At 61.8% G+C, this 23672-nt stretch carries 19 protein-coding genes; 13 read left to right on the top strand and 6 right to left on the bottom strand.

Features of this window, described 5'->3' with window-relative positions; genetic code table 11:
• Positions 1 to 44 precede the first annotated feature (44 nt).
• Complete coding sequence (locus CEC48_RS26245) at positions 45 to 1277, top strand: MFS transporter (protein WP_088426376.1); 1233 nt, start codon at positions 45 to 47, stop codon at positions 1275 to 1277.
• Here CEC48_RS26245 and CEC48_RS26240 read toward each other — a convergent pair.
• Positions 1215 to 2129 (bottom strand): LysR family transcriptional regulator, encoded by a 915-nt coding sequence (locus tag CEC48_RS26240; protein WP_088426375.1) that lies wholly within the window; start codon positions 2127 to 2129, stop codon positions 1215 to 1217. The genes CEC48_RS26245 and CEC48_RS26240 overlap by 63 nt on opposite strands.
• A 114-nt stretch (positions 2130 to 2243) precedes the next feature.
• On the opposite strand from CEC48_RS26240, the gene CEC48_RS26235 reads away from it, so the two are divergent.
• The 8 genes from CEC48_RS26235 to CEC48_RS26200 all read left to right on the top strand — a co-directional run bounded on the left by CEC48_RS26235 (position 2244) and on the right by CEC48_RS26200 (position 12175).
• The gene (locus tag CEC48_RS26235) at positions 2244 to 3125 is read left to right on the top strand and encodes a hypothetical protein (RefSeq protein ID WP_088426374.1); all 882 of its coding nucleotides are present in this window, start codon (positions 2244 to 2246) and stop codon (positions 3123 to 3125) included.
• A 52-nt stretch (positions 3126 to 3177) separates the two neighbouring features.
• Complete coding sequence (locus tag CEC48_RS26230; RefSeq protein ID WP_088426373.1) at positions 3178 to 4404, top strand: Xaa-Pro peptidase family protein; 1227 nt, start codon at positions 3178 to 3180, stop codon at positions 4402 to 4404.
• Between the two features lie 379 nt (positions 4405 to 4783).
• Positions 4784 to 6409 (top strand): ABC transporter substrate-binding protein, encoded by a 1626-nt coding sequence (locus CEC48_RS26225; protein WP_088426372.1) that lies wholly within the window; start codon positions 4784 to 4786, stop codon positions 6407 to 6409.
• Between the two features lie 67 nt (positions 6410 to 6476).
• The gene (locus tag CEC48_RS26220; protein WP_088426371.1) at positions 6477 to 7430 is read left to right on the top strand and encodes an ABC transporter permease; all 954 of its coding nucleotides are present in this window, start codon (positions 6477 to 6479) and stop codon (positions 7428 to 7430) included.
• On the top strand, positions 7427 to 8263 hold the full coding sequence (locus CEC48_RS26215) for an ABC transporter permease (protein ID WP_088426370.1): 837 nt from the start codon (positions 7427 to 7429) through the stop codon (positions 8261 to 8263). Before CEC48_RS26220 ends, CEC48_RS26215 begins: the two co-directional genes overlap by 4 nt.
• Positions 8264 to 8265: 2 nt before the next feature.
• Entirely contained in the window at positions 8266 to 9903 is a 1638-nt protein-coding gene (locus CEC48_RS26210) for an ABC transporter ATP-binding protein (RefSeq protein ID WP_088426369.1), read from the top strand.
• An 84-nt stretch (positions 9904 to 9987) separates the two neighbouring features.
• Positions 9988 to 11157, top strand: coding sequence for a hypothetical protein (locus CEC48_RS26205; RefSeq protein ID WP_088426368.1), 1170 nt, complete (start codon positions 9988 to 9990; stop codon positions 11155 to 11157).
• A 142-nt stretch (positions 11158 to 11299) separates the two neighbouring features.
• Positions 11300 to 12175, top strand: coding sequence for a LysR substrate-binding domain-containing protein (locus tag CEC48_RS26200; protein ID WP_088426367.1), 876 nt, complete (start codon positions 11300 to 11302; stop codon positions 12173 to 12175).
• On the opposite strand, the gene CEC48_RS26195 is transcribed toward CEC48_RS26200, so the two are convergent.
• The 4 genes from CEC48_RS26195 to fae all read right to left on the bottom strand — a co-directional run bounded on the left by CEC48_RS26195 (position 12122) and on the right by fae (position 16674).
• Positions 12122 to 13495, bottom strand: a complete 1374-nt coding sequence (locus CEC48_RS26195) for an MFS transporter (RefSeq protein WP_088426366.1) — start codon at positions 13493 to 13495, stop codon at positions 12122 to 12124. The genes CEC48_RS26200 and CEC48_RS26195 overlap by 54 nt on opposite strands.
• A 191-nt stretch (positions 13496 to 13686) precedes the next feature.
• Positions 13687 to 15120, bottom strand: coding sequence for an NAD-dependent succinate-semialdehyde dehydrogenase (locus CEC48_RS26190; RefSeq protein WP_088426365.1), 1434 nt, complete (start codon positions 15118 to 15120; stop codon positions 13687 to 13689).
• Complete coding sequence (locus CEC48_RS26185) at positions 15117 to 16151, bottom strand: aldo/keto reductase (RefSeq protein ID WP_088426364.1); 1035 nt, start codon at positions 16149 to 16151, stop codon at positions 15117 to 15119. Before CEC48_RS26185 ends, CEC48_RS26190 begins: the two co-directional genes overlap by 4 nt.
• Before the next feature lie 10 nt (positions 16152 to 16161).
• On the bottom strand, positions 16162 to 16674 hold the full coding sequence (fae, locus tag CEC48_RS26180) for a formaldehyde-activating enzyme (RefSeq protein ID WP_088426363.1): 513 nt from the start codon (positions 16672 to 16674) through the stop codon (positions 16162 to 16164).
• Positions 16675 to 17008: 334 nt separating this feature from the next.
• On the opposite strand from fae, the gene CEC48_RS26175 reads away from it, so the two are divergent.
• Together CEC48_RS26175 and CEC48_RS26170 are read left to right on the top strand one after the other, a co-directional pair.
• Positions 17009 to 18259 (top strand): ribonucleotide-diphosphate reductase subunit beta, encoded by a 1251-nt coding sequence (locus CEC48_RS26175; RefSeq protein WP_088426362.1) that lies wholly within the window; start codon positions 17009 to 17011, stop codon positions 18257 to 18259.
• Positions 18260 to 18310: 51 nt separating this feature from the next.
• Positions 18311 to 18805 carry a DUF1289 domain-containing protein gene (locus CEC48_RS26170; RefSeq protein WP_088426385.1) on the top strand — a complete coding sequence of 165 codons (495 nt, stop codon included), beginning with the start codon at positions 18311 to 18313 and terminating at the stop codon, positions 18803 to 18805.
• 119 nt (positions 18806 to 18924) lie between these two features.
• Here the strand turns inward: CEC48_RS26170 and mdeB are convergent, their stop codons facing one another.
• Positions 18925 to 21615 (bottom strand): alpha-ketoglutarate dehydrogenase, encoded by a 2691-nt coding sequence (gene mdeB / locus CEC48_RS26165; protein ID WP_088426361.1) that lies wholly within the window; start codon positions 21613 to 21615, stop codon positions 18925 to 18927.
• A gap of 191 nt (positions 21616 to 21806) precedes the next feature.
• Between mdeB and CEC48_RS26160 the strand changes: the two genes are divergently transcribed.
• Together CEC48_RS26160 and pcsA are read left to right on the top strand one after the other, a co-directional pair.
• Complete coding sequence (locus tag CEC48_RS26160) at positions 21807 to 22733, top strand: class I SAM-dependent methyltransferase (protein WP_088426360.1); 927 nt, start codon at positions 21807 to 21809, stop codon at positions 22731 to 22733.
• Between the two features lie 151 nt (positions 22734 to 22884).
• Positions 22885 to 23601, top strand: a complete 717-nt coding sequence (gene pcsA, locus CEC48_RS26155) for a phosphatidylcholine synthase (protein WP_088426359.1) — start codon at positions 22885 to 22887, stop codon at positions 23599 to 23601.
• Positions 23602 to 23672 lie beyond the last annotated feature (71 nt).

Here is a 23672-nt window from a genome sequence, read left to right as displayed (position 1 = left end):
TAACTTCGCCCCCTCTTTCACGATTAACTTATCGAGTCATCGTCATGTCGAACGCACCCGTTTCATCCCGGCGAAGTATTGGCTTGCTGGCACTTGTGTTTACCGCGTGCAACGCCACCACCCACGGTTTCAGTGTTTTCCTGTATTCGGCGTTGTTACCGCAGATCCGCCTGGCGTTTGAACTCAGCTACAGCCAGGCCGCGTTGATTGCCGCGCTGTTGCAGCTGTTCTACATGGGCGCCTCGATTGCCAGTGGCCTGGCGGCTGCGTGGATCAGCCCGCGCAATATGGTGCGGCTGACCATTGTCCTCAGCCCTGCCCTACTGACCCTGGCCGTTGCCACGCCGTGGGTGCTGCCATTTGCGGTGTGCCTGGCGCTGGTATCGGCCTGTGCGGTGTCGAACTGGAACGCGATTTCGGCCCTGGCCCAGGAGGTGATCCCCGCCACGCACCGCAGCCGAGTGCTGGGCCTGGCCTCGTCAGGGTCGGCGTTTGCGCTGTGTTTGAACGGGCTGTTGATCGCGCTGTTGCAGGGGTTGTCCCTGCGCCAGTTCTGGCTGATCTGCGCCGGCTTGACGCTGATTGTCACGCTGCTGACCTTGTGGACATTGGCCCCACTCAAGGAACCCAGGCCACGTGAGGCCAAGGCGCCCGCGCTGAATCAGGTGCTGCGCCAATGGCTGAAGCTGTGTTTGGCGCAACCGGTGGCGATGCAGATCGTGTTGCTCAGCGCGTTTATCGGCGCCATCAGCGGGCCGTTCCTGAACTTTCTCTCGGCATTTGTCAGCGAGCAGTTGCAGGCCAGTGTGTCCGTCACCGGCTCGATGTGGACGCTGATCGGGATTGGCGGTGTGGTCGGCGGTTTGCTGCTGGGTACGCTGGCAGACCGTTGGGGCGCCTTGCGGGTGATGGCGCTGAGTATCGGTGCGTTTGGTCTCAGCATGCTCGGCGTGCTCGGGCACCCCAACCTGATCCTGAGCTGGCTGGCCGCCGGGCTGTTTGCGCTGTTTTACTTCCCGTGCTGGGGCCTGATGGCTGCCTATGTCGGTGCCCGGCTCGACCCGGTGCACAGCCTGCAAGTGGTGAGCCTGAGCATGGTCAGCTACGGCCTGGCCAGCGCCACCGCGAATGCCCTGTGTGGCTGGCTGCTGCAAGTCACCGGCGAGTTTGCGGTGGTACATGGCTGGATCGCCGCATGGGTCGTGGCCTGCCTCTTATTGCTGAAGCGCATGGCCCAGCGACACACCCGCGAGGCGTTGGCTGCCCAGATGCCCTGAGTGGCCCAACTGACGGCGCAGAATTTCCACCAGCGCGTCCACCTCCGGCACCTGGCAACCGGCTGAGCGCCAGAACATCAGGCGCGCCGGAGCAATGGGCGGAAAGCCCTGGCGCTCATCCAGAATCTGCCAGTCTGCCGGCACCAGCCGCCGCGCCATCACGCCCACCGACAAGCCCTGCTCAATCGCGATCGCAATGCCGCGCGGGCTCTGGCTGGTGTACACCACCTGCCACGAGCGCCCGGACTGGGCCAGCGCCTGCACGGCATTCGCGCGAAATGCGCAGCCCTCGGCATACACCGCCAACGGCACCGACTGGCGCCCCACGCAGCTCCAGCTGGGCGCCGCCACCCACACCAGCGGCTCGTCGCACAGGTATTCGCCGGCCTGCAAACCGGCGTGTTCCACCCCCAGCACCAGGTCCAGTTCGCCCCGTTGCAGGCGCCCCACCAGGGCCGTCGACATCTCGCAGCACACGTCAGGACGTACCTGGGCGAATTGTGTCTGGAAGTCCTTGAGCATCCCGCCCAGGCAATACTCGGCGTAGTCCTCCGGCATGCCGAGGTGGATACACACCTGTTCATTGGGCAATTGCGCGGCGCTGACAGCCTCGCTGTGCAGCTTGAGGATCTGCCGGGCGTAGATCAAAAAGGTTTCGCCGCCGGGGGTCAGGCCCACCGAGCGGCTGGTGCGGCGGATCAGCGGCGTGCCGACGATCTCTTCCAGGCGTTGCAGGCTCTGGCTGACGGTGGATTGGGTCTTGTGCAGGCGCTCGGCCGCAGCCGAGAAACCCTGGCACTCGATAATTGCCACAAACACTTTAAGCAGGGTGCCATCCAGTTCGCCAGACATAACTATCGCCCTCGCCGATGGATTCGATCACAACTTGTAATTTCCACTTTGCACCTCGTTCAGCAACTATCGGTTCAGCCAAACAACACCAACCGGTAGTTCCAGGAGTCTTGCATGAGCCTTCAACTTGCTGACGCTGAAGTGGGCGATATCAGCGACATTATTAATACCGAGCTGTATCCCATACATGATTCGGGCCATGTTCAATTACAGGCCCTGATCGAACACGCCCGGGCCGAACTGGCCGAAGACGGTTGCTGCCTGCTGAAGAACTTCCTGCGCCCCGCAGCGCTTGAGCAGGCGCGTCTGGAAGGTTTGGCGCTGTCGGGCAAGACCTTTTATTCGGTGCGCAAGGTCAACGCCTACTTCACCGAAGACGACACCTCCCTGCCCCAGGATGACCCGCGCCGCACGTTCATGGAGCGCACCAGCGGTTTTGTGACCCGCGACATGATCGCCCCAGACGCAATTATTCATCGGCTGTACGTGTCGCCGATGATGAAACGCTTTATCGGCGCCTGCCTCGATGAGCCGGAAATTTTCGAGTACGCCGACCCGTTCGCCGGGCTGGTGATCAACGTGATGCCCGACGGCACCGAGCAACCCTGGCACTTCGACACCAACGAATTCATCGTCAGCATGATGACCCAAAAGCCCGAGGCCGGCGGCCTGTTCGAGTACGCACCGATGATTCGTTCCCGCAGCCAGGAGAACCTCGGCGCAGTGGGCAAGGTGGTGCGTGGCGAAGACCGTTCGCGGGTGCAGGAGCTGGAACTCAACCCCGGCGATTTGCAGATCTTCAAAGGGCGTTTTTCGGTGCACCGCGTCACTCGCGTCGAAGGCGCCACCGAGCGCAACACGGCGATCTTCGCCTACTCCGAAAAGCCCGGAATCATCGGCCGTGCCCAGCGCACCAAGCAGCTTTACGGACGCCTGTCCGAAGCCCATCTGCAAGCCGAACGCAACCTGGTACGCAGCGACCAGTTGCTCGACTGATTCACTTCCTAAAAAAACGTTAAAACCGTATTTGCCCTGCGAGGAACACCCCATGAGTCTGTCCGGCCCCAACCGCAACCCCGCCGATTGCGAACCTACCTATGACGAAATCCAGCAGATCCAACTGGACCGCCTGCAACGGGTACGCAACGAACTGAAGAAACGCGACTACGCCGCCTGTGTGCTGTTCGACCCCACCCACATGCGCTACGCCACCGGCTCGCGCAACATGCAGGTGTACTCGGCGCGCAACCCGGCCCGCTATGCGTTTATCCCGGCTGAAGGCCCGGTGGTGGTGTTCGAATTCGGCGGTTGCCTGCACCTCGCCGAAACCCTCAACACCGTCGACGAGGTGCGCCCGGCCAAGGCGATCTCCTATTACTTCTGCGAAAGTTTCCTGGGCAACGTCACCGCCGACTGGGCCGCCGAAATCGATGAACTGGTGCGTAAATGTGGCGGCGGCAAACGCATCGCCATCGAAAGCGCCACCTCGGCGGCGGCCTTCGAATTGCAAAAGCTCGGCTATCAGATTTTCGATGCCCAGGAACCGCTGGAGCGCGCACGCTGCATCAAGGTGCCGAACGAACTGAAGATGATCCGCGCCAGCCTGCGCGCCACCGAAGCCGGCGTGCGCCTGATGGAAAGCAAGCTCACCCCCGGCATCAGCGAGAACGAGCTGTGGTCGCACCTGCACCAGCACGTGATTGCCACCGACGGTGATTACGTCGAGACCCGCCTGCTGTCTTCCGGCCCACGCACCAACCCCTGGTTCCAGGAATGCAGCACCCGGCCCATCGAAGCCGGTGACCTGGTGGCGCTGGACACCGACGTGGTCGGGCGTTTCGGCTACTACGCCGACTTCTCGCGGACCTTTCTCTGCGGTGAACAGGCCGCCACCGCCAAGCAGCAGGAGCTGTACAAGCTGGCTTACGAGCAAGTGCAAACCAACATGGAAATGCTCAAGGCCGGGCGCAGTTTCAAGGAGTACGCGGAACTGGCCTGGAAAATTCCCGAGCATTACAAAAACAACCGTTACTTCGCCCTGGTGCACGGGGTTGGCATGACCGGTGAATACCCCTACGTGGTACACCGCGAAGACATCGATGCCCTGGGCTACGACGGCGTGTTCGAAGCCGGCATGACCATCTGCGTGGAAAGCTACATCGGCCATGACGACGGCGGCGAAGGGGTCAAGCTGGAAGAACAGATCTACATCCACGAACACGGCATTGAGTTGCTCTCCGATTACCCGTTCGACCCGCGCTTGTTGTCGCGCTAGATGAGCGTTCCCACGCTCTGCGTGGGAATGCATCCCGTGACGCTCTGCGTCACCGTTGCGCAAGGGGACGCAGAGCGTCCGGGGCGGCATTCCCACGCAGAGCGTGGGAACGATCAGGACATGTAACATGCATTTATAGAACGTTCCAACGCAGAATTTGTCGTTTGTCGATCTTTGCGCAAATGACAAAACTGCGGGCATCTCTAATAAAAACAACATGAGAGCTGCCCTATGTCCTATTCCGTTGCCACCCTCCCGACTTCGTTGCGCCTTGTTCTTCTGCCGGCTTCACAGAGATCTGTGCGGCGCCTTGCCGGCGCCTGCCACTGACCCTTGCGGTTCAACAAAAAACGCATATTCGCAAGTACCGGAGAGGCTTATGAAAGAGTTGACTACCCTGGACGGCGCCGCGCCGCATCCAGCCGTAAATGATCTGTGCGCTCAAGTGCAACGTGGCGAGATCAACCGCCGCCAATTCCTGCGCACCTCCGCGCTGCTGGGCATCACCGTCGCCAGCGCCAGCACCTTCCTCGGCTCTGCACTGCTGGGCAACAATGCCCAGGCCGCCGAGCCGCGCCAGGGCGGCAGCCTGCGGTTTGCGTGCGCCATCCAGGAAATCCAGGACCCGATGCTGATCACCTGGATCGAAGCCTCGAACCTGTTGCGCAACTCGGTGGAATACCTGACCTGGGTCGACGCCGATAACATCACCCACCCCTACCTTGCCGAGAGCTGGAGCCCGTCGGAAGACCTCACCACCTGGACCTTCAACCTGCGCCAGAACGTGAAGTGGAGCAATGGCGACACCTTCAACGTCGACGACGTGCAGCACAACATCGAGCGCTGGATTGCCGCCGATTCCAAGTCGGTGAACCGCACGGCGTTCCAGGACATCAAGGCGTTCGAGAAAGTCAGCGAGTTCCAGTTCCGCCTGGTGCTCAAGCGCCCGATCCTGGCGATCCCGGAAATGCTCAATGCCTTCACCTGCGCCATCGTGCACCGCAGCTTCAAGGCCGGTGATGACTGGGCGAAAAACCCGCTGGGCACCGGGCCGTTCAAGCTTACGTCGTTCGCCGTGAACAAGCAGGCAACCTTCGCCAAGCGCGCCGATTACTGGGGCAAACCGGCGAATCTCGACGAGCTGCGTTACGTCGACATGGGCACCGATGTGTCGACTCACCTCGCCGCCCTGCAAGCCGGGCAAGTGGACGTGCTGTACCGCGTTACCGTGGCCGAACTGGACCTGGCCAAGCGTTTGCCGGGCGCGCAGTTGCTGACCTGCAAATCGGCGCAAACCGTGGTGATGCGCATGGCCTGCGACCAGAAGCCCTTCACCGACCCGCGCATCCGCAAGGCCGTGGTGCTGTGCGCCGACAACGCGCAGATGCTGAAGATCGCCTATCGCGGCATGGGCACCCTTGGCGAAGACCATCATGTGGCGCCCTCCCACCCCGAATACTTCCCGCTGCCCAAACGCAACCGCGATGTGGCGGCGGCGAAGAAGCTGCTGGCCGAGGCGGGCTTCCCGAATGGCATCGACATCGACCTGATCGTCGGCAACACCCAGGGCCGTTACGAGCAGGACTGCGCGCAGATCCTGCAACAGAACTGCCTGGAGGCCGGGATCCGCATCAACCTCAAAGTGATCCCCGCCACCCAGTACTGGCCGATCTGGGACAAGGCCGCCTTCAGCCTCACCTACTGGGCCCACCGCCCGCTCGGCGTGATGTCCCTGGAGCTGGCCTACCGCAGCGGCGGCGCCTGGAACGAAAGCCATTACAGCGACCCGGCCTTCGATGCCGCGCTGGACAAGGCCATGGGCATTATCGACCCGAAACAGCGCGCGGTGGCGATGGAAAACGTCGAACGCATCCTGCAGGACGCGTGCGTGATCGTGCAGCCGTTCTGGGGCGACAAGTTCACCGCCGTAAGCAAAAAGGTCCAGGGCTTCCAGGTGCACCCATCCGATTTCTACCCAATGGACAGTGTGTGGCTGAGCGCTTGATTTAGGCGCGCCCTACTCCCTGCCCGCACGCGGGCAGGCATCCCTTGAACAGTCGGAGCATGCACCCATGGCTCATTTTCTAATGCGCAAGTTATTGGCGCTGGTGGCGACGCTGCTGTCGGTGTCATTGATTGTGTTCCTGGCCCTGGAACTGAATATCGAAGACGTGGCGATCAACGTCCTAGGCCCCTACTCCGCCGCCGACCAGCGCGCCGCGTGGCTGGTGGAACATGGCTACAACCAACCCTTTGTGTGGCGCTACCTGGTGTGGCTCAAGGACTTTGTCAGCGGCGACTGGGGCACCTCGGTGTACTTTCGCGAATCGGTGATCAAGCTGTTGCTGCCGAACCTGGCGCAAACCCTGACCCTGGCCGGCCTGGCCTTGTTGGTGATGGTGCCGGTGGCGTTGACCCTCGGCATCCTTGCCGGGATTCGCCAGGGCTCAGTGCTGGACCGGCTGGTGTCGTTCCTGTCGATCGTCACCACCTCGATTCCCGACTTCGCCAGCGCGGTGTTCGTCTCGGCGATCTTTGTGTTCTGGCTCAACTGGCTGCCCGGCGTGAGCAGCATGAGCGACGGTTTCAGCCCGGTGGAGCTGGTGCTGCCCTTGATGGTGCTGTGCCTGTTCGGCATCGGCTACCTGGCGCGTATCACCCGCGCATCCATGGTGGAAGTGATGCAGGCGCCGTACATCCGCACCGCACGGCTCAAGGGCGCGTCGACCTCACGCATCGTGCTGCGTCATGCCCTGCGCAATGTGCTGATCGCGCCGGTCACGGTGATCATGCTGTACATCCCATGGCTGCTGTCCAACGTGATCGTGGTGGAGGTGTTCTTCGCCTACAAGGGCTTCGGCTCGCTGCTGTACACCGCCTCGTTGAACCATGACGTCTACCTGATCGAAGCCTGCGCGATGATCAGCGCCGTGGTGGTGGGCATCACCAAGATCTTCTCGGACCTGGCCTACACCTGGCTCAACCCGCGCATCACCCTGCGCAGCCTTGGCGGAGGTGCCCAATGAATTTTCTGCAATCTTTCAAGCATCCCTTGGCGCTGCTTGGCCTGCTGCTGGTGGGCGGCTGGGTAGTGATCGCGCTGTTCGCCCCGTGGATCGCGCCCCATGACCCGCTGGAAAGCTTCACTCCCTTGCTCACGCCAATGACTGCCGGCGATAACGGCCAGAGCTTTCTGCTGGGCACCGACATGATTGGCCGCGACATTCTCTCGCGGCTGATCTGGGGCACCCGTACCGTGTTGTTCTGGTCGATCCTCGCCACCCTCACCGCGTTTGCCGTGGGCATCGCCATGGGCCTGTGCGCCGGTTACTTCAATGGTTGGGTCGACAGCGTGCTGTCGTATGTAGCGGACACCGTGCTGTCGTTCCCGGTGCTGGTGCTGTACATCGTGATCATCATCGCCCTCGGTGCTTCGGCGCTGAATATCCTGATTGCGGTGACCTTCACCAGCGCGCCGGCGATCTTCCGGATCATGCGCGCCCTGACCATCGACATCCGTTCGCGGGACTACGTGCTCAGCGCCATCACCCAGGGCGAAGGTTCGCTGCGGATCATGCTGGTGGAAATCCTGCCCAACTGCGGCGGGCCGCTGATTGTCGATTTTTGCCTGCGCATCGGCTACACCGCGATCATGATCGGCGCCCTGGGCTTCCTCGGCCTCGGCCTGCCACCACCTACCCCGGACTGGGGCGGCATGATCAACGACGGCCGTGCCATGGCCATTGCCTTCCCGCACCTGGTGATCTTCCCGTGCATCGCCATCTCCACCCTGATGCTGGGCCTGAGCCTGTTGGCGGACGGTCTGGATGAACACGCCCAGAAAGGCGCAAGGAGTTGAGCATGAACCACACGCAAGTGCTGCGGGTGCAGAACCTGTCCATCGAACTGCCGCCGGGTGCCGACCGCAGCCACGCAGTGCAAGGCATCAGCCTGGATGTGCGCAAGGGTGAAATCCTGTGCGTGATCGGTGAATCCGGCTCCGGCAAGTCCGTACTGTCGGCCGCGATCATGGGTGATTACGCCAAGGGCCTGCGGCATACCGAAGGCGTGATCGACTTTCTCGGCGATGACATTTGCACCCTCGACGATGAACGTTTGCGCCAACTGCGGGGCAACCGCATCGCGATGATTTTCCAGGAGCCGATGGCGGCGCTGAACCCGGCGATCCGCATTGGCAAGCAAGTGGAAGAGATCTTCGATATTCACGCGCCGCAGATGCCCACCGCCGAACGCCGCGAGCGCATGTTGGCATTGCTGGAGTCGACTCAACTGCCGGACCCGCCGCGCATCGCCAACAGCTTTCCCCACCAGTTGTCCGGTGGCCAATGCCAGCGGGTGGTGATTGCCATGGCCCTGGCGATGAACCCCGACTTACTGATTGCCGACGAACCCACTACGGCGCTGGATGTGACCACTCAGGCGCAAGTGCTGAAGCTGGTGCGCGAACTGCGCGGTCGTGGGCAGCACGGCATTCTGTTTATCACCCATGACTTCGGCGTGGTTGCGCAGATTGCCGACCGTATCGCGGTGATGGAAGGTGGCCGACTGGTGGAAATCGGTGAGCGGGATCAGGTGCTGAACGCCCCGGCTCACGCCTACACCCGCAAGCTGATCGCGGCTGTGCCGGCGCTGCATCCGGAACTGCACAAACCGAGTGCCGACGGCGAGTTGGCACTGCGTATCGAGAACCTGACCAAGACCTACACCGTCGGCGGCAGCTCGGTGGCGGCGCTGCGCAATGTCTCGCTGCAACTGCCTAGGGGCAAGACGTTGGCGATTGTCGGCGAATCCGGCTCGGGCAAAAGCACGTTGGTGAAAGCGGCGATCCGTTTGGTGGACAGTGACAGCGGCCATGTATGGGTCGGCGATACCGACTTCCTGGCGCTGCGCGGCTCGGCGCTGGCGGCGAATCGGCGGCGCATCCAGATGATTTTCCAGGACCCGTACGGCTCGCTCAATCCACGCCATCGTGTGGGCGACATCATCGCCCGCGCCGCCCAACTGCGCGGGTTGTCGGCCAAGGATGCGTGGGCCGAAGCCGGTGACCTGCTGGAACAAGTGGGCCTAAAGCGCGACGCCCTCAAGCGCAAGCCCCGGCAGTTCTCCGGCGGCCAGCGCCAGCGCATCGGCATCGCCCGCGCCCTGGCGATGCGCCCGGAAGTGTTGATCGCCGATGAGAGCGTGTCAGCCCTGGACGTCTCGGTGCAGAAACAGGTGCTGGAGCTGTTGGCTGAACTGCAACAGCGGCTGAACCTGAGCATCCTGTTCATCACCCACGACCTGCGGGTGGCGGCGCAGATCAGCGACTACATCGCGGTGATGCGCCAGGGTGAAGTCGTGGAATACGGCACGGCCGAACAGGTATTGCTGCGGCCACAAAACACCTACACCCAGACCTTGCTGGCCGCCGCCCCCGGCGCCTCGGAGCTGCCCGCCGCCGGCCCGCCGCTGCGGCTGATCCGCCCGCAAGCCCACTGAGTCAACCCTTTACCCCGCGTCGCAGCGTTCGTTGCGGCAAGGGGCTGCTGTTGCCAAAAAATAACCAATAACGAGAGCAAAACCATGCGACCAACCCTTCGTTACATCGCTCTGGTCCCTGTGCTCGGCGCCCTTGCGGCACCGGCCATGGCCGTTCAAGTCACTGACAACCTGGACCTCGGCGGCGCCATACGCGCCCGTTGGGACTACGACCCGGATCGCGGCATCCAGAAGTTCGGCCTCGACACCGCGTTCCTCAGCGCCAAGTACAATTCCGACACCTGGATCGGTGAGGCGCAGTACCGGTTCTACGGGCGCTCCTACCCGTACCAGTACACCAAGAACTACGGCGACATCCAGTTCGCCAAGTTCGCGTGGGTCGGCTACAAGTTCAACCCCGACCAGCAGGTGCAGGTGGGCTTGAACACGGTGCCGTTTGGTTTGCAGCCGTACTTTGGCAGCACCTTCTACGAGACCCTGGGCAACGTTATCGGCCTGGAAGATGTGCAGCAGGTGGGTGCCAAGTACATCCAGCAGAGCGGCGACTGGAACATCCAGGCCGGTTACTACCTGCGCCCGGCGTGGCAAGGCAAAGGTACGAGCAAGGGCGTGACCTATTCCAGCGTGATCTCCGAAGCCGACAGCTATGTGGGCGACGGCAGCAACAACCAGGAACGCAACACCGTGGTGGTGCGGGTGGCCAAGGCCATGGAGCTGGGTAACTGGAAGTCGGAGGTCGGGCTTTCCGGCCTGACCTCCACGCTGGAGAACAAAGACACGGGTGATGATGGGCGTCGTAACGCGGTGGCGATCCACTACCTGGGCAAGAACGGCCCGTGGGGCGTGCAATTGCAGGCCGCGCGCCAGCAGATGTCGCCGCGTAACCCGGGCACCGACAGCGTGGTGACGTTGGGCGGTTATGACGGCACGTTCAACGTGGCCAGCCGGGGCAATTTGTATGTGGCGGACTTGAGCTATGACGTGGGCGGCAAGTACCTGTTTGACCAGGTCAGCGGCGTGAAGCTGTATGCCAACTACAGTGCGTTTGATAAGTCCGAGGATCAGTTCAAGACCTCGCAGCGGGTGATTCTGGGCACGTCGTTTTCGGTCAGTAAGTTGTGGGTGGCGACGGAGTGGTTGATCGGCAAGAACGATCCGTATATTGGTGGGAGCAGCTATACCCAAAGCTTGGGGGCTGGGGGGAGTAACCAGTGGGAGAATCAGTTGTACATGAACATTGGGTATTACTTCTAAATAGGCGGCGTCAGCACTGACGCCTTCGCGAGCAAGCCCGCTCCCACATTTTGACCGCGCCGCCTATCAAATGTGAGAGCGGGCTTGCTCGCGAAGAGGCCGCCAAAAACACTATAAGAACAACAAGTGTGGAATCCATTTCATGCGCCAACTGCCCTCCCTCAACATGCTCCGCGTGTTCGAAGAAGTCGCCCGCCACCGCAGCTTCAGCCAGGCCGCCGTGGGCCTGAACGTCACCCAGGGCGCCGTCAGCCGCCAGATCAAACAGCTCGAAGACTACCTCGGCGTCGCCCTCTTCATCCGTACGCCCCAGGGCCTGTCCCTGACCGAAGCCGGCTTCGCCCTCTCGCCGCACCTGAGCGACGCGTTCGACCATATCGAACGCGCCCTGCAAGCCGTGCGCGTGCCCAACCTGCGCCAGCGCCTGCGCATCGTCGCCCCGCCGACCTGGGCCACCCGCTGGTTGTCCGCACACCTGCGCAGGTTTTGCGAGCGTTACCCGGACATCAACCTCAGCGTCACCCACCAGAACAGCCACGCGAGCCTCGCGGAAATCGACTGCCAGATCCGCTTCGGCCTGGAACCGGCGCCGAATTGCAGCAGTGAATTGTTGGTGATGGAACGCCACATCGCCGTCGCCAGCCCGGAACTGTTCAGCGACGGTCAACCGCCCGACCTGCGGCGCTTTCCCCTGCTGCATATCCTGCACGATGGCAAGCGCTTGAAGGTCTGGGAAAACTGGCTGGCGGCCATGGGCCGGGAAGATGTCGATGCGGGCCAGGGCCTGGAATTCAGCACCCTGGACCAGGTGATCCACACCGCCCTGGCAGGCGGTGGGTTGGCAGTGATCGACCGACAGATGATCGAGCGCGAACTGGCGAATGGCAGCCTGCTGCCGATCACCCCGGTGGAGGTAATCGGCCCCTATGGCTATTGGCTGGATGTGGCGAGTGACAAGCAGGGTTTATCCAAGGTGCGCTTGTTTACGCAATGGTTGAACCGGGTGAGTAATCCCTGAAACCGGCGCTTGGGCCTTGCACGCCTGGCTCAAGGTCAACGCCTTGGTTTCCGGCGCCCAGGCCCAGGAGATGATTGCGCCCAACACCAGGATAGCCGCGAGTATGCCCATGGTCGGGCTCAGGCCGATTCCCGCCACGCTCACCGGCAGCAAAAAGGTACTCACCGCCGAACCCAGCCGGCTGACGGCCGTGGCCAGGCCAATCCCGCTGGCCCGCACTTCAGTCGGAAAACTCTCCGCCGGGAACACCCCCACCAGATTGCTCACCGCCGACAACACCAGGGTGAACACCCCGAACGTCAGCACCATCAACCACGCCATGCTCCCCGGCAATACCGCCAGCAGGAACAGCGCCGCCGCGAGGATGATGAACGAGTTGATCAGAAAGCCGCGCCGGGAGAATTTCACGGTGCACCAGATGCCAATCAAGGCGCCGATGATCAGTAGCAGATTGAGCAGCAGCTCGGTGCCAAAACCTTCGGCCAGGCCCATCTTCTGCAGGATCGACGGCAGGAAGGTGTAGATGGCGAAGTACGGCATCACGATGCACACAAAGAACAGGCAATTGAACGCGGTGCGTTTGCGGTATTCACGGCTGAACAGCACGCCGTAGCCGGAGCGGGTTTGCGTCGACGGCTCTTCATCGAGCACGACGTTTTCGCCGAGGTGTTTTTTGACGATGGCCCGGGCCTCGGCAATGCGCCCGCGATTGACCAGCCAGCGCGGCGATTCCGGAGTGCCGATGCGGGCGATCAGGATCAGCCCGGCGGGGATCGCCGACGACGCGAGCATCCAGCGCCAGGCGTCGTCGCCGAGGCTGAGCATGGCGGTGCCGACAAAGGTCGCGGCCACATAGCCAACGGTCCACACCACGCTGAAAGAGCCGAGCAACACACCGCGATGTTTCTTTGGCGAGAACTCGGCGAGCATCGCGTGGCCCACGCTGAAATCGCCGCCCAGGCCGATGCCGATCAATACCCGGCACAGCAACAGGCCCATGGCGGTTTCAGCATAGAACTGCATCACCGAGGCGACGGTGATCAGGACGAAGCTGACCAGGAAGATTTTCTGCCGGCCAAGGGTGTCGGAGATCCAGCCAAAAAACAGGCTGCCCATAAACAGCCCGATCAGGGCCGAGGCGCCGATCAGGCCTTGCCAGAAGGCGTCGAGGTGCATTTGTGGGCTGAGCAAGGTGAAGGCAATGCCAATCAGGCCAAGGATATAGCCGTCGGTGAAGTGCGCACCGAAGGTCAGGCCGGCGATTTTCAGGTGGAAGCGACCGATTGGCAGGTCATCGATTTTGATGGTTTGGGTGGACATGGGTGTTCTCCATATTTTTGTTTTTGACGGAGTAACAGCGGGCAAGCCCATTCCCCTGTGGGAGCGGGCTTGTGTGGGAGCGGGCTTGCTCGCGAATGCGGTGGGTCAGTTAATGCATGTGGTGGCTGGCCAACCGCTTTCGCGAGCAAGCCCGCTCCCACATTGGCCTGGTGTTGTTTGGGAAATTGGGTTTAGAGGCCGCCCATCAACAGGTATTTGATCTCCAAGTAATCATCCAGGCCGTACTTGGAACCTTCACGCCCCAGGCCCGACTCCTTGATCCCGCCAAACGGCGCGACTTCGGTGGAGATGATCCCTTCGTTGATTCCCACCATGCCCGCTTCCAGCCCTTCGGCCATGCGCCACACGCGCCCGATGTCGCGGCTGTAGAAGTAGGCAGACAAGCCGAACGGCGTGTCATTGGCCCGCTCCAGCACTTCGGCTTCGTCCTTGAAGCGGAAGCACGCAGCCACCGGGCCGAAGGTTTCTTCCTGGGCGATCAACATCTCGCCGTGGGCTTCGGTGAGGATGGTCGGTTCAAAGAACGTCCCGCCCAAGGCATGCCGGCGGCCACCGCACAGCAGCTTGGCGCCCTTCTCCAGCGCATCGCCGACGTGGGCTTCGACCTTGGCCAGTGCAGCGGCGTTGATCAGCGGGCCTTGTTCGGTTTCGCCGTCCAGGGCACTGCCGACGCGCATCGCCGACACCGCTTCGGCCAGCTTGCGGGTGAACGCATCGTACACACCGTCCTGGATAAAGAAGCGGTTGACGCAGACGCAGGTCTGCCCGGTGTTGCGGAATTTGGAGGCCATTGCACCTTTGACGGCGGCGTCCAGGTCGGCATCGTCAAACACGATAAAGGGCGCGTTGCCGCCCAGTTCCAGGGAGACCTTTTTAAGGGTGTCGGCAGCCTGGCGCATCAGCAGTTTGCCGGTGCGGGTGGAGCCGGTGAAGGACAGTTTGCGCACTACGCTGGAGGCTTGCAGTGCGCCGCCAATCGCTACGGCATCGCCGGAGACGATGTTGAACACGCCGGCTGGAATGCCCGCCTGCTCTGCCAACACCGCCAGGGCGAAGGCCGACAGCGGGGTTTCTTCAGACGGTTTGAGAATCATCGTGCACCCCGCCGCCAGCGCCGGGCCGACCTTGCGGGTGACCATGGCCAGCGGGAAGTTCCACGGGGTGATCGCCGCGACCACGCCAATCGCTTCCTTGGTCACGATGATGCGGGCGTCTGCCTTGTGGCTTGGGATCACGTCGCCGTAGGCACGCTTGGCTTCTTCGGCGAACCACTCCAGGAAGCTCGCCGCATAGACCACTTCGCCCATGGCTTCGGCCAGCGGCTTGCCCTGTTCCAGGCTGAGCAGGTTGGCCAGGTCCTTCTGGTTGCTCAGCATCAAGTCGCTCCAGCGCTTGAGGCGCTGGCTGCGTTCCTTGGCGGTGAGTTTGCGCCAGGCCGGCAACGCACGGTTGGCGGCGGCGATGGCCAGGTTGGTTTCTTCAGCACCGGCGCGTTGCACCTCGGCGATCTGCGCGCCGTTGGCCGGGTTGAGCACCGGGTAAACCGGCCCACCGCTGGACCATTGGCCATCGATGAAATTGCCTGTGCGAATCAGCGGGTTCATGCCACGGCCTCTATCAGGTTAAAGCGGTCCAGGCCCGGACGGGCGCTGCGCAGGATGCGTTTGCCGGCGGTGTAGTCGTTGATCACATCGCACGGCGTGTAGTTGCGTTCCAGTTCAAACAGTTCTTCGGTATCCAGTTGGGTGTCCAGGGCTGCGAGAGCGCTATCGAATTGCGCGGTGGTGTCGGCGCCTACCAGCATCACGTCCACACCCGGATGGTTGGCCACCCACGCCTGGGCGATCTGGGCGTTGGACACGCCACGGGCACGGGCTACACGTTGCACCGAGTGGGCGATGTCGAACGACGCCTGGTCGCTGTACATCTGCTGGGTGAAGAAGTCGGTCTGGTTGCGGTTCGATTGCACATCGCCGGTGAGCAAGCCACGGGCCAGCGGGCTGAACACCGAGACGCCCAGGCCCTGGTCGCGGCAGAACGGGATCATCTCGCGCTCTTCTTCGCGGTAGGCGCAGTTCAATTGCAGTTGCATGTTGATCGGCTTGACCCAGCCGTTGCGCTCGCAAGCCATGAGGATTTTCGCCAGTTGCCCGGTGAGCATGGTCGACACGCCGATGTAGCGGGCCTTGCCGGAACGCACGATGTCGTTGAGGGCGCCCATGGTTTCTTCCACCGGGGTGTTCACGTCGAAGTAATGCAGCATGAACACGTCGACGTAATCCATGCCGAGGCGGCTCAGGGAGGCGTCGATGCTGTCCATGATGTGCTTGCGCGAATGCCCGCTGGCGTTGACGCCGCTGCGGGTGCCATAGCCGACCTTGGTGGTGACGACGATGTCTTCACGGCGCGCAACGCGCTTGAGGATGCGCCCGACCACTTCTTCGCCGACGCCAGCGGAATAGAAGTCGGCCAGGTCGATGAAGTTGACGCCGTTGTCCAGGGCGTGGGCGACGATCGGTTCGCTTTGCTTCTCATCGAAGATCCACGGTTTCCAGTCCGGGGTGCCCATGTTCATGGTGCCCAGGCACAGGCGGGAGACTTGCAGGCCGGAGTTGCCCAAACGGATGTATTGCATGGGGATGTCCTCAGGCTTTTGGCGTGTAGAAAGGGTTGCTGATGTGGTTGACCACGTCCGCCAGTTGCGCGGTGTGCGGCAGGCCTGTGAGGGCGGCGCGGATCGCGGTGCGGCAGGCGTTGTAGTTGTTCAGGTAGACCGCATCCAGGTCATCGCAGGCCGAGTTGACCCAGTTGGCGGTGACGATGGCCCACTCGTCTTCTGCCTCCGGCGGCAGGGTGCCGTCGAGCAAGGCTTCGAGCACTGCCTTGGCGATCCCGGCCTGGGACGCGCCCCAGGTGGCATTGCCGTGCAGGTCACTGCCGATGGCGGCCTTGTTGACGTAGAGGGTCATGGGTTTGACTGGGATGTTCGGCTGGGCGATCACCATGAACGGGCAATGGCCCTGGCTTGGCGAGGCCAAACTATTGGCAAACGCCTGGCCGGCCGGGCCGTTGCGCGGGCCGATGAGGATGTTGATGTGGGCAGCATTGACGCCTGGGCCTTCGAAGCCTTCGCCGATGTACAGATCAAGTGCTTTCATTTCGCAAACGCTCTTTTTTGTTATGGGGAGCTGATTGGCGAATTTTTAGCACTGGCGCAGGCAGGCGCCGTAACCATTAAAAGTCATGGGGGTGTGAGTTTTAGTCATGGCCCTGCGACCATCGGCCCGGTCTTGTGCGTTGACCATCGTTATTACACACCATATAGTGTGCCCACAAACACAGACAACCACTACATAGTGTGCAAGAACGCTGAACACCGACCACACTATGCGCAGTATTTCAATGCCTTGAAGCCTGCAAAACGCACATTTTTGAACACGCTGGGTGAATCGAAGCCCACGCCGTCAAAACGGACCACGAAGGAGCAATTCAATGCTGAGTTGGGATGAAGCAGATCAACCAGACACCGGTGACGTAGTCATCAAGGGCGCCAACGCTGGCCACGCCAGCGAAGCCAACATGGACCGCCTTGACGGTGCCGGCGCTGCCGCCGCCCTCGAAGCCCGTAACGTGACCGCCAGCGACTCGGCCGCGATCATCCGCGCCAAGGCAGCCCTGGACAAACTCGACGTCGCCGAAGGCCTCGCCGAGCTGGAAGGCTCCGCCGCCCGCGTCGCCGTTGACGAAAAGCGCATGATCAACTGCCGCGCCGACCTCAACCAGCTCGTGCCCTTCAAGTACGACTGGGCCTGGCAGAAGTACCTCGACGGCTGCGCCAACCACTGGATGCCGCAAGAGGTCAACATGACCGCCGACATCGCCCTGTGGAAAAACCCCGAAGGCCTGACCGACGACGAGCGCCGCATCGTGATGCGCAACCTCGGCTTCTTCTCCACCGCCGACTCCCTGGTTGCCAACAACCTGGTGCTGGCCGTGTACCGCCTGATCACCAACCCGGAGTGCCGCCAGTACATCCTGCGCCAGGCCTTCGAAGAAGCGATCCACACCCACGCCTACCAGTACTGCATCGAATCGCTGGCCATGGATGAAGGCGAGATCTTCAACATGTACCACGAGATTCCATCGGTCGCTAAAAAGGCTGCCTGGGGCTTGAAGTACACCCGTTCGATCTCCGATCCGAAGTTCGAAACCGGCACTGTTGAGACCGACAAAGAGCTGCTGCGTAACCTGGTCGCGTACTACTGCGTACTGGAAGGCATCTTCTTCTACTGCGGCTTCACCCAGATCCTGTCCATGGGCCGTCGCAACAAAATGACCGGCGTGGCCGAGCAGTTCCAATACATCCTGCGGGATGAGTCGATGCACCTGAACTTCGGTATCGATGTGATCAACCAGATCAAAATCGAAAACCCGCACTTGTGGGATGCCGGGATGAAGGAAGAAGCAACCCAGATGATCCTGCAAGGGACTCAGCTGGAGATCGAATACGCTCGCGACACCATGCCGCGCGGTGTACTCGGCATGAACGCAGCGATGATGGAGGATTACCTCAAGTTCATCGCCAACCGTCGCCTGTCGCAGATTGGTTTGAAAGAAGAATACCCAGGCACCACCAACCCGTTCCCATGGATGAGCGAGATCATGGACTTGAAGAAAGAGAAGAACTTCTTCGAGACCCGTGTGATCGAGTACCAGACTGGCGGCGCGTTGAGCTGGGATTGATTTAAAGCGGCCCCTTCGGGGGCCGTGTTGTTTCACCTGTCGATGTTTTTTATGCCCAATCAAACCATCAAGACACCCTGCGTCGGCCTGTGCTCCACCGTTTACGGAGACCTGGTGTGCAGGGGCTGCAAGCGTTATCACCATGAGGTGATTCAGTGGAACGGCTACAACGCTGAGGAAAAACAGGCGGTGTGGCTGCGCCTGGAACAATTGCTGGTGCAAGTGATGACCAGCAAGCTGCAGGTGCTGGACCCGCAACGCCTGCGCCAGCAACTGGAAGACCGCAAGATCCGGTTTGTGCCCCATCAATCGCCGTATTGCTGGGCGTATCAGTTGATTGCCCGGGGTGCGCGGGTGATTTCGAAGCTGGATGCGTATGGGTTGGCGCTGTTGCCGGAGTTTCGCGAGCGTAATCTGACGGATTTGCGGGATGCGATTGATCGGGAGTTTTTCTTGCTGTCCGAGGCGCATTACGAGCGGTATATCGCGCCGGGGTTTCTGCGGGAATCCTTTGGGGCGCCATTGATCGCCGGTACCTTGGGATAAACACCGACTACTAATGTGGCGAGGGAGCTTGCTCCCGCTGGAGTGCGCAGCGCTCCCAGGATCTGGGGCCGCTTCGCAGCCCAACGGGAGCAAGCTCCCTCGCCACAATTTTTGTTATGTCAGGAGGTCCAAGGGGCTGCGCGATCGGCTTGCAACCCATACCGCTCTATTGCCTCTTGGCAAACCTGCCTATCCAAACTCCCCTGCTCCACCAACGCCGTCAGCGCCGCCAGCACAATGTGATACCTGTCGACCTCAAAGAAATCCCGCAACGCCGCCCGCGTATCACTGCGGCCAAAGCCGTCAGTCCCCAGCACCGTGTACGCCGAATCCACGTACGACCCAATCATCTGCGGTACCGCGCGCACATAGTCAGACACCGCCACCACCGGTGCGCCCTTCGGTAAATACTCCGCCAGGTGGCTGCGCCGCGCCAGCGCCTCTGGATGCAGGCGGTTCCAACGCTCCACTTCACGCGCATCCCGCGCCAGTTCGCTGAAGCTGGTGACACTGAACACTTCGCTCGCCACCTGCCAATCATCTGCCAGTAATTGCGCCGCTGCCTGGGCTTCACGCACCAGGGTGCCGGAACCGAGCAAGCGAACCTTGCCGTCGGGCTGCCCGCTGAGCCGGTACATACCTTTGATAATCGCCGCCTCGACACCCTCCGGCAGGCTCGGCTGCGGGTAGTTTTCGTTCATCAGGGTCACGTAGTAGAACTCGTCCACATCGTGCTCCAGCATCTGGCGCATGCCATGGTCGAGGATCACCGCAAGCTCACCGGCAAACGCCGGGTCGTAGGCGCGGCAATTGGGCACGGTGGCGGCGGTCAGGTGGCTGCTGCCGTCCTGGTGCTGCAAGCCTTCGCCACCGAGGGTGGTGCGCCCGGCAGTCGCGCCCAGCAGGAAACCACGGGCACGCTGGTCGGCGGCGGCCCAGATCAGGTCGCCGACACGCTGGAAACCGAACATCGAGTAGTAGATATAGAACGGCAGCATCCGCAGGCCATGCACCGAATAACTGGTGGCCGCCGCCACCCAGGAACTGATGGCGCTGGCTTCGCTGATGCCTTCTTCAAGGATCTGCCCGTCGGTGGCCTCGCGGTAGCTGAGGATCGAGCCAATATCCTCCGGCTCGTAGCACTGCCCGACACTGGAATAGATGCCGATCTGCTTGAACAGGTTGGCCATGCCGAATGTGCGCGCTTCATCAGCGACAATGGGCACGATGCGCGGGCCGAGGGCCTTGTCCTTGAGCAAGTGGGTGAGCATGCGCACAAAGGCCATGGTGGTGGACATTTCCTTGCCGTCCGCCTGGGTGGCAAACGCGCCGTAGCCCGACACCGGCGGGACGCTCACGGCCGGTGCATGCTGGCCACGGCTCGGCACATACCCGCCGAGATCGGCGCGACGCTTGTGCAGGTAACGCATTTCGAGGCTGTCTTGCGCCGGTTTGTAGAAGCTCAGAGACTCGGTCTGTTCATCCGAGAGCGGCAACTGGAAGCGATTGCGGAAGGCGATCAAGGCCTCGCGGTCGAGCTTCTTCTGCTGGTGAGTGGTCATCTTGCCCTGCCCGGCCTCGCCCATGCCGAAGCCCTTTTTGGTCTGGGCCAGGATCACCGTGGGCTTGCCGGTGACCCGGCGTGCGGCGTGATAGGCGGCGTAGATCTTGACCATGTCATGGCCGCCACGCTTGAGGCGGTCGATTTGCTCATCGCTCATGCCCTCGACCAGTTTGGACAGCGCCTCGCTTTGGCCGAAGAAATGTTCACGGTTATAGGCACCGTCCTTGGCAGCGAAGGTCTGGAACTGCCCGTCCACTGTCTGCGACAGGGTGCGCACCAGCGAGCCGTCGGCGTCCTTGGCCAGCAAGGCGTCCCAGTCCGAGCCCCAGACCAGTTTGATCACGTTCCAGCCAGCGCCGGCGAACAAGGCTTCCAGCTCGTCGATAATTCGCCCGTTACCCCGCACCGGGCCGTCGAGGCGCTGCAGGTTGCAGTTGACCACCCAGGTCAGGTTGTCCAGGCCTTCGCGGGCGGCCAGGGTCAGGGCCGACATGCTTTCCGGCTCGTCCATCTCGCCGTCGCCGAATACGCCCCATACGTGGCGGTCGGTGGTGTCCTGCAAACCGCGATGCTGCAAGTAGCGCATGAACCGCGCCTGGAAAATCGAGCTGATGGGGCCGATGCCCATGGAACCGGTGGGAAATTGCCAGAAGTCCGGCATCAACCACGGATGGGGATAGCTGGACAGGCCTCGGGCGCCCGCCTTGCCGGCGCCGATTTCCTGACGATAGTGGGCCAGGTCGGCCTCGCTCAGGCGCCCCTCAAGGAATGCCCGTGCATAAATGCCGGGGGCGGAATGCGGCTGGTAGAACACCAGGTCGCCGCCAAAACTGTCGTTACGGGCTCGGAAGAAGTGGTTGAAGCCCACTTCAAACAAATCCGCTGCGCTGGCGTAGCTGGCGATATGCCCGCCCAGTTCGCCGTAGGCCTGGTTGGCGCGCACCACCATGGCCAGGGCGTTCCAGCGCACCACTGAAGCCAGGCGCTCTTCGGTGGCCAGGTCGCCGGGAAACGGCGGTTGCTGGTCCACGGCGATACTATTGATATAGGGCGTGCCATGCCGGGGTTTCCAGGCAATGTCGGGGGCGCCGCCCGCTTGCGCCAGCATGTCGAGGATCTCCCGCGCGCGCGCTGGCCCGGCGTTGGCCACCAGGGAGGCCACCAGGGAGGCCAGGGCATCGCGCCATTCGGCCAGTTCTTCCTGATCCATCGCTGTCTGACTCACTGCACTCGCGAAACCGTTCATGGGCACCTCCGGGCTTTTTTTCCAGTTTATGTCGGCGCCAAGGGATTTTTTGACTGTTGTACGCCGTCACGCGAAGCCTTTTGAGCACAAATCACTGCCAATCGACAATTTCGGAGCACGTTGTGCTTCAACCCCCAGAAAGCCCGCAATTGTGTTTAAAATGCCGCCCGCTCAATGACCGACGTTGCCCGATGAACCCAGACGCACTTGCCACCCTGCACGCCCATTTGCTGACCGCCCTGCAAAGCGTTCCCACTGAGACCCGGCGCCTGTTTCACGGGCGTGGCCGCTGCTGGCCGGGGCTGGAACAACTGACGGTGGACTGGCTGCAAGGCGTGGTGCTGGTCTCGCTGTTCAAGGAGCCCGAGGCTACGGAGCTTGAGGCGTTGAAGCAGATGCTGGTGCAGATCGACTGGCCGTCAAGCGGCGCCCACACCGTGGCGCTGCAACACCGCTACCTGCCGCAATGCACCACCGAATGGCTGCTGGGCGAGGCCGTCGACGAACTGACCATCACCGAAGGCGGCCTGCGCTACCTCATCGACCTGGGCAAAAAGCAGAACAGCGGGCTGTTCCTCGATATGCGTTACGGCCGCAACTGGGTGCGCGAACAGGCTCAAGGCCAGCGAGTATTGAACCTGTTTGCCTACACCTGCGGGTTTTCCGTGGCCGCCATCGAAGGCGGCGCCGAGCATGTGGTGAACCTGGACATGGCCCGTGGCGCCTTGAGCCGTGGCCGCGACAATCACCGCCTGAATGACCATGACCTGAGCAAGGTAACCTTCCTGGGCCACGACCTGTTCAAGTCCTGGGCCAAGGTCATCAACAGCGGCCCGTATGACCTGGTGATCATTGACCCGCCCTCCTTCCAGAAAGGCAGCTTCCTGCTGACCAAGGACTACCAGCGCGTATTGCGCCGCCTGCCGGATTTGCTCACGGCCCAGGGCACGGTGCTGGCGTGCATGAACGATCCGGCGTTCGGCGAAGACTTCCTGATCGACGGCGTAACCCGCGAGGCGCCGGGCTTGCGCTTTGACCGGAGGCTGGAAAACCCGCCGGAATTTCCCGATATTGATCCGCAAAGCGGGTTAAAGGCGCTGGTGTTCCGTCAGGGCTGATGCCGAAACGTCCTACGCTTGCTACGCTTACCATTAGGCCGGGTGGTGAACCTTATCCCACCCTTCCCGGTCGATACTTGCACACTCTGGCCAGATTCGACGGTGCTACCCCTGTCGGCTGCCCTGTTTCACCTTTTTGGAGAACGCCCCTGTGATATCGACCCTGCATGTAGCCCGTCTCAAGGCCTGGGGCGCCCATGGCTTTACCGCGACCGGCGTGGTTCTGGCTTTCCTGGCCACCCTGGCGCTGCTCGACAACCAGCCCAAGGCCTGTCTGTTATGGCTGGGCCTGGCCCTGATCGTCGATGGCGTGGACGGTTCCCTCGCGCGACGGGTGAACGTGCAGACGGTGCTGCCAAGCTTTGACGGCTCGGTGCTGGACCTGGTGATTGATTACCTGACGTACGTGTTTATCCCGGCGTTGTTTATCTATCGCTATATCGCCCTGCCAGACTTCACCCCGTTGTTTACGGTGTCGGTGATCCTGGTGTCGTCGCTGTTCTGCTTCTGCAACGTCAACATGAAGAGCAAGGACAATTACTTCCAGGGCTTCCCTGCGGCCTGGAACGTGGTTGCGCTGTGCGTCTACATCATCCAGCCGGCAGCCTGGATCACCTTGCTCACCGTGATCGTGCTGGCGCTGTTGACCGTGACGCCGATGAAGTTTCTGCACCCGTTCCGGGTCAAGCGCTTTATGCCGATCAATATCGCGGTGACCAGCATCTGGTTGCTGTGCAGCCTGCTGCTGGTGATCGACTTCCCGTACACCAATCGCCTGACGATGGGGTTGTGGTTGCTGATGTCGGCGTACTTTCTGGGAATTTGCTTCTGGCGTACGGCGCTGGAATGGGTCGAGACACACAAATAGCCTAGCGGGCACGGTTGAAATGTGGGAGCGGGCTTGCTCGCGAATGCGCAGTGTCAGTCACCGGATATAGT

It is taken from the genome of Pseudomonas sp. K2I15 (assembly GCF_002204795.1).
Taxonomy (GTDB): Bacteria; Pseudomonadota; Gammaproteobacteria; order Pseudomonadales; family Pseudomonadaceae; genus Aquipseudomonas.
The sequence above is the reverse complement of the archived record's forward strand: the minus strand, read 5'-3'. Positions and strand labels throughout refer to the sequence as shown.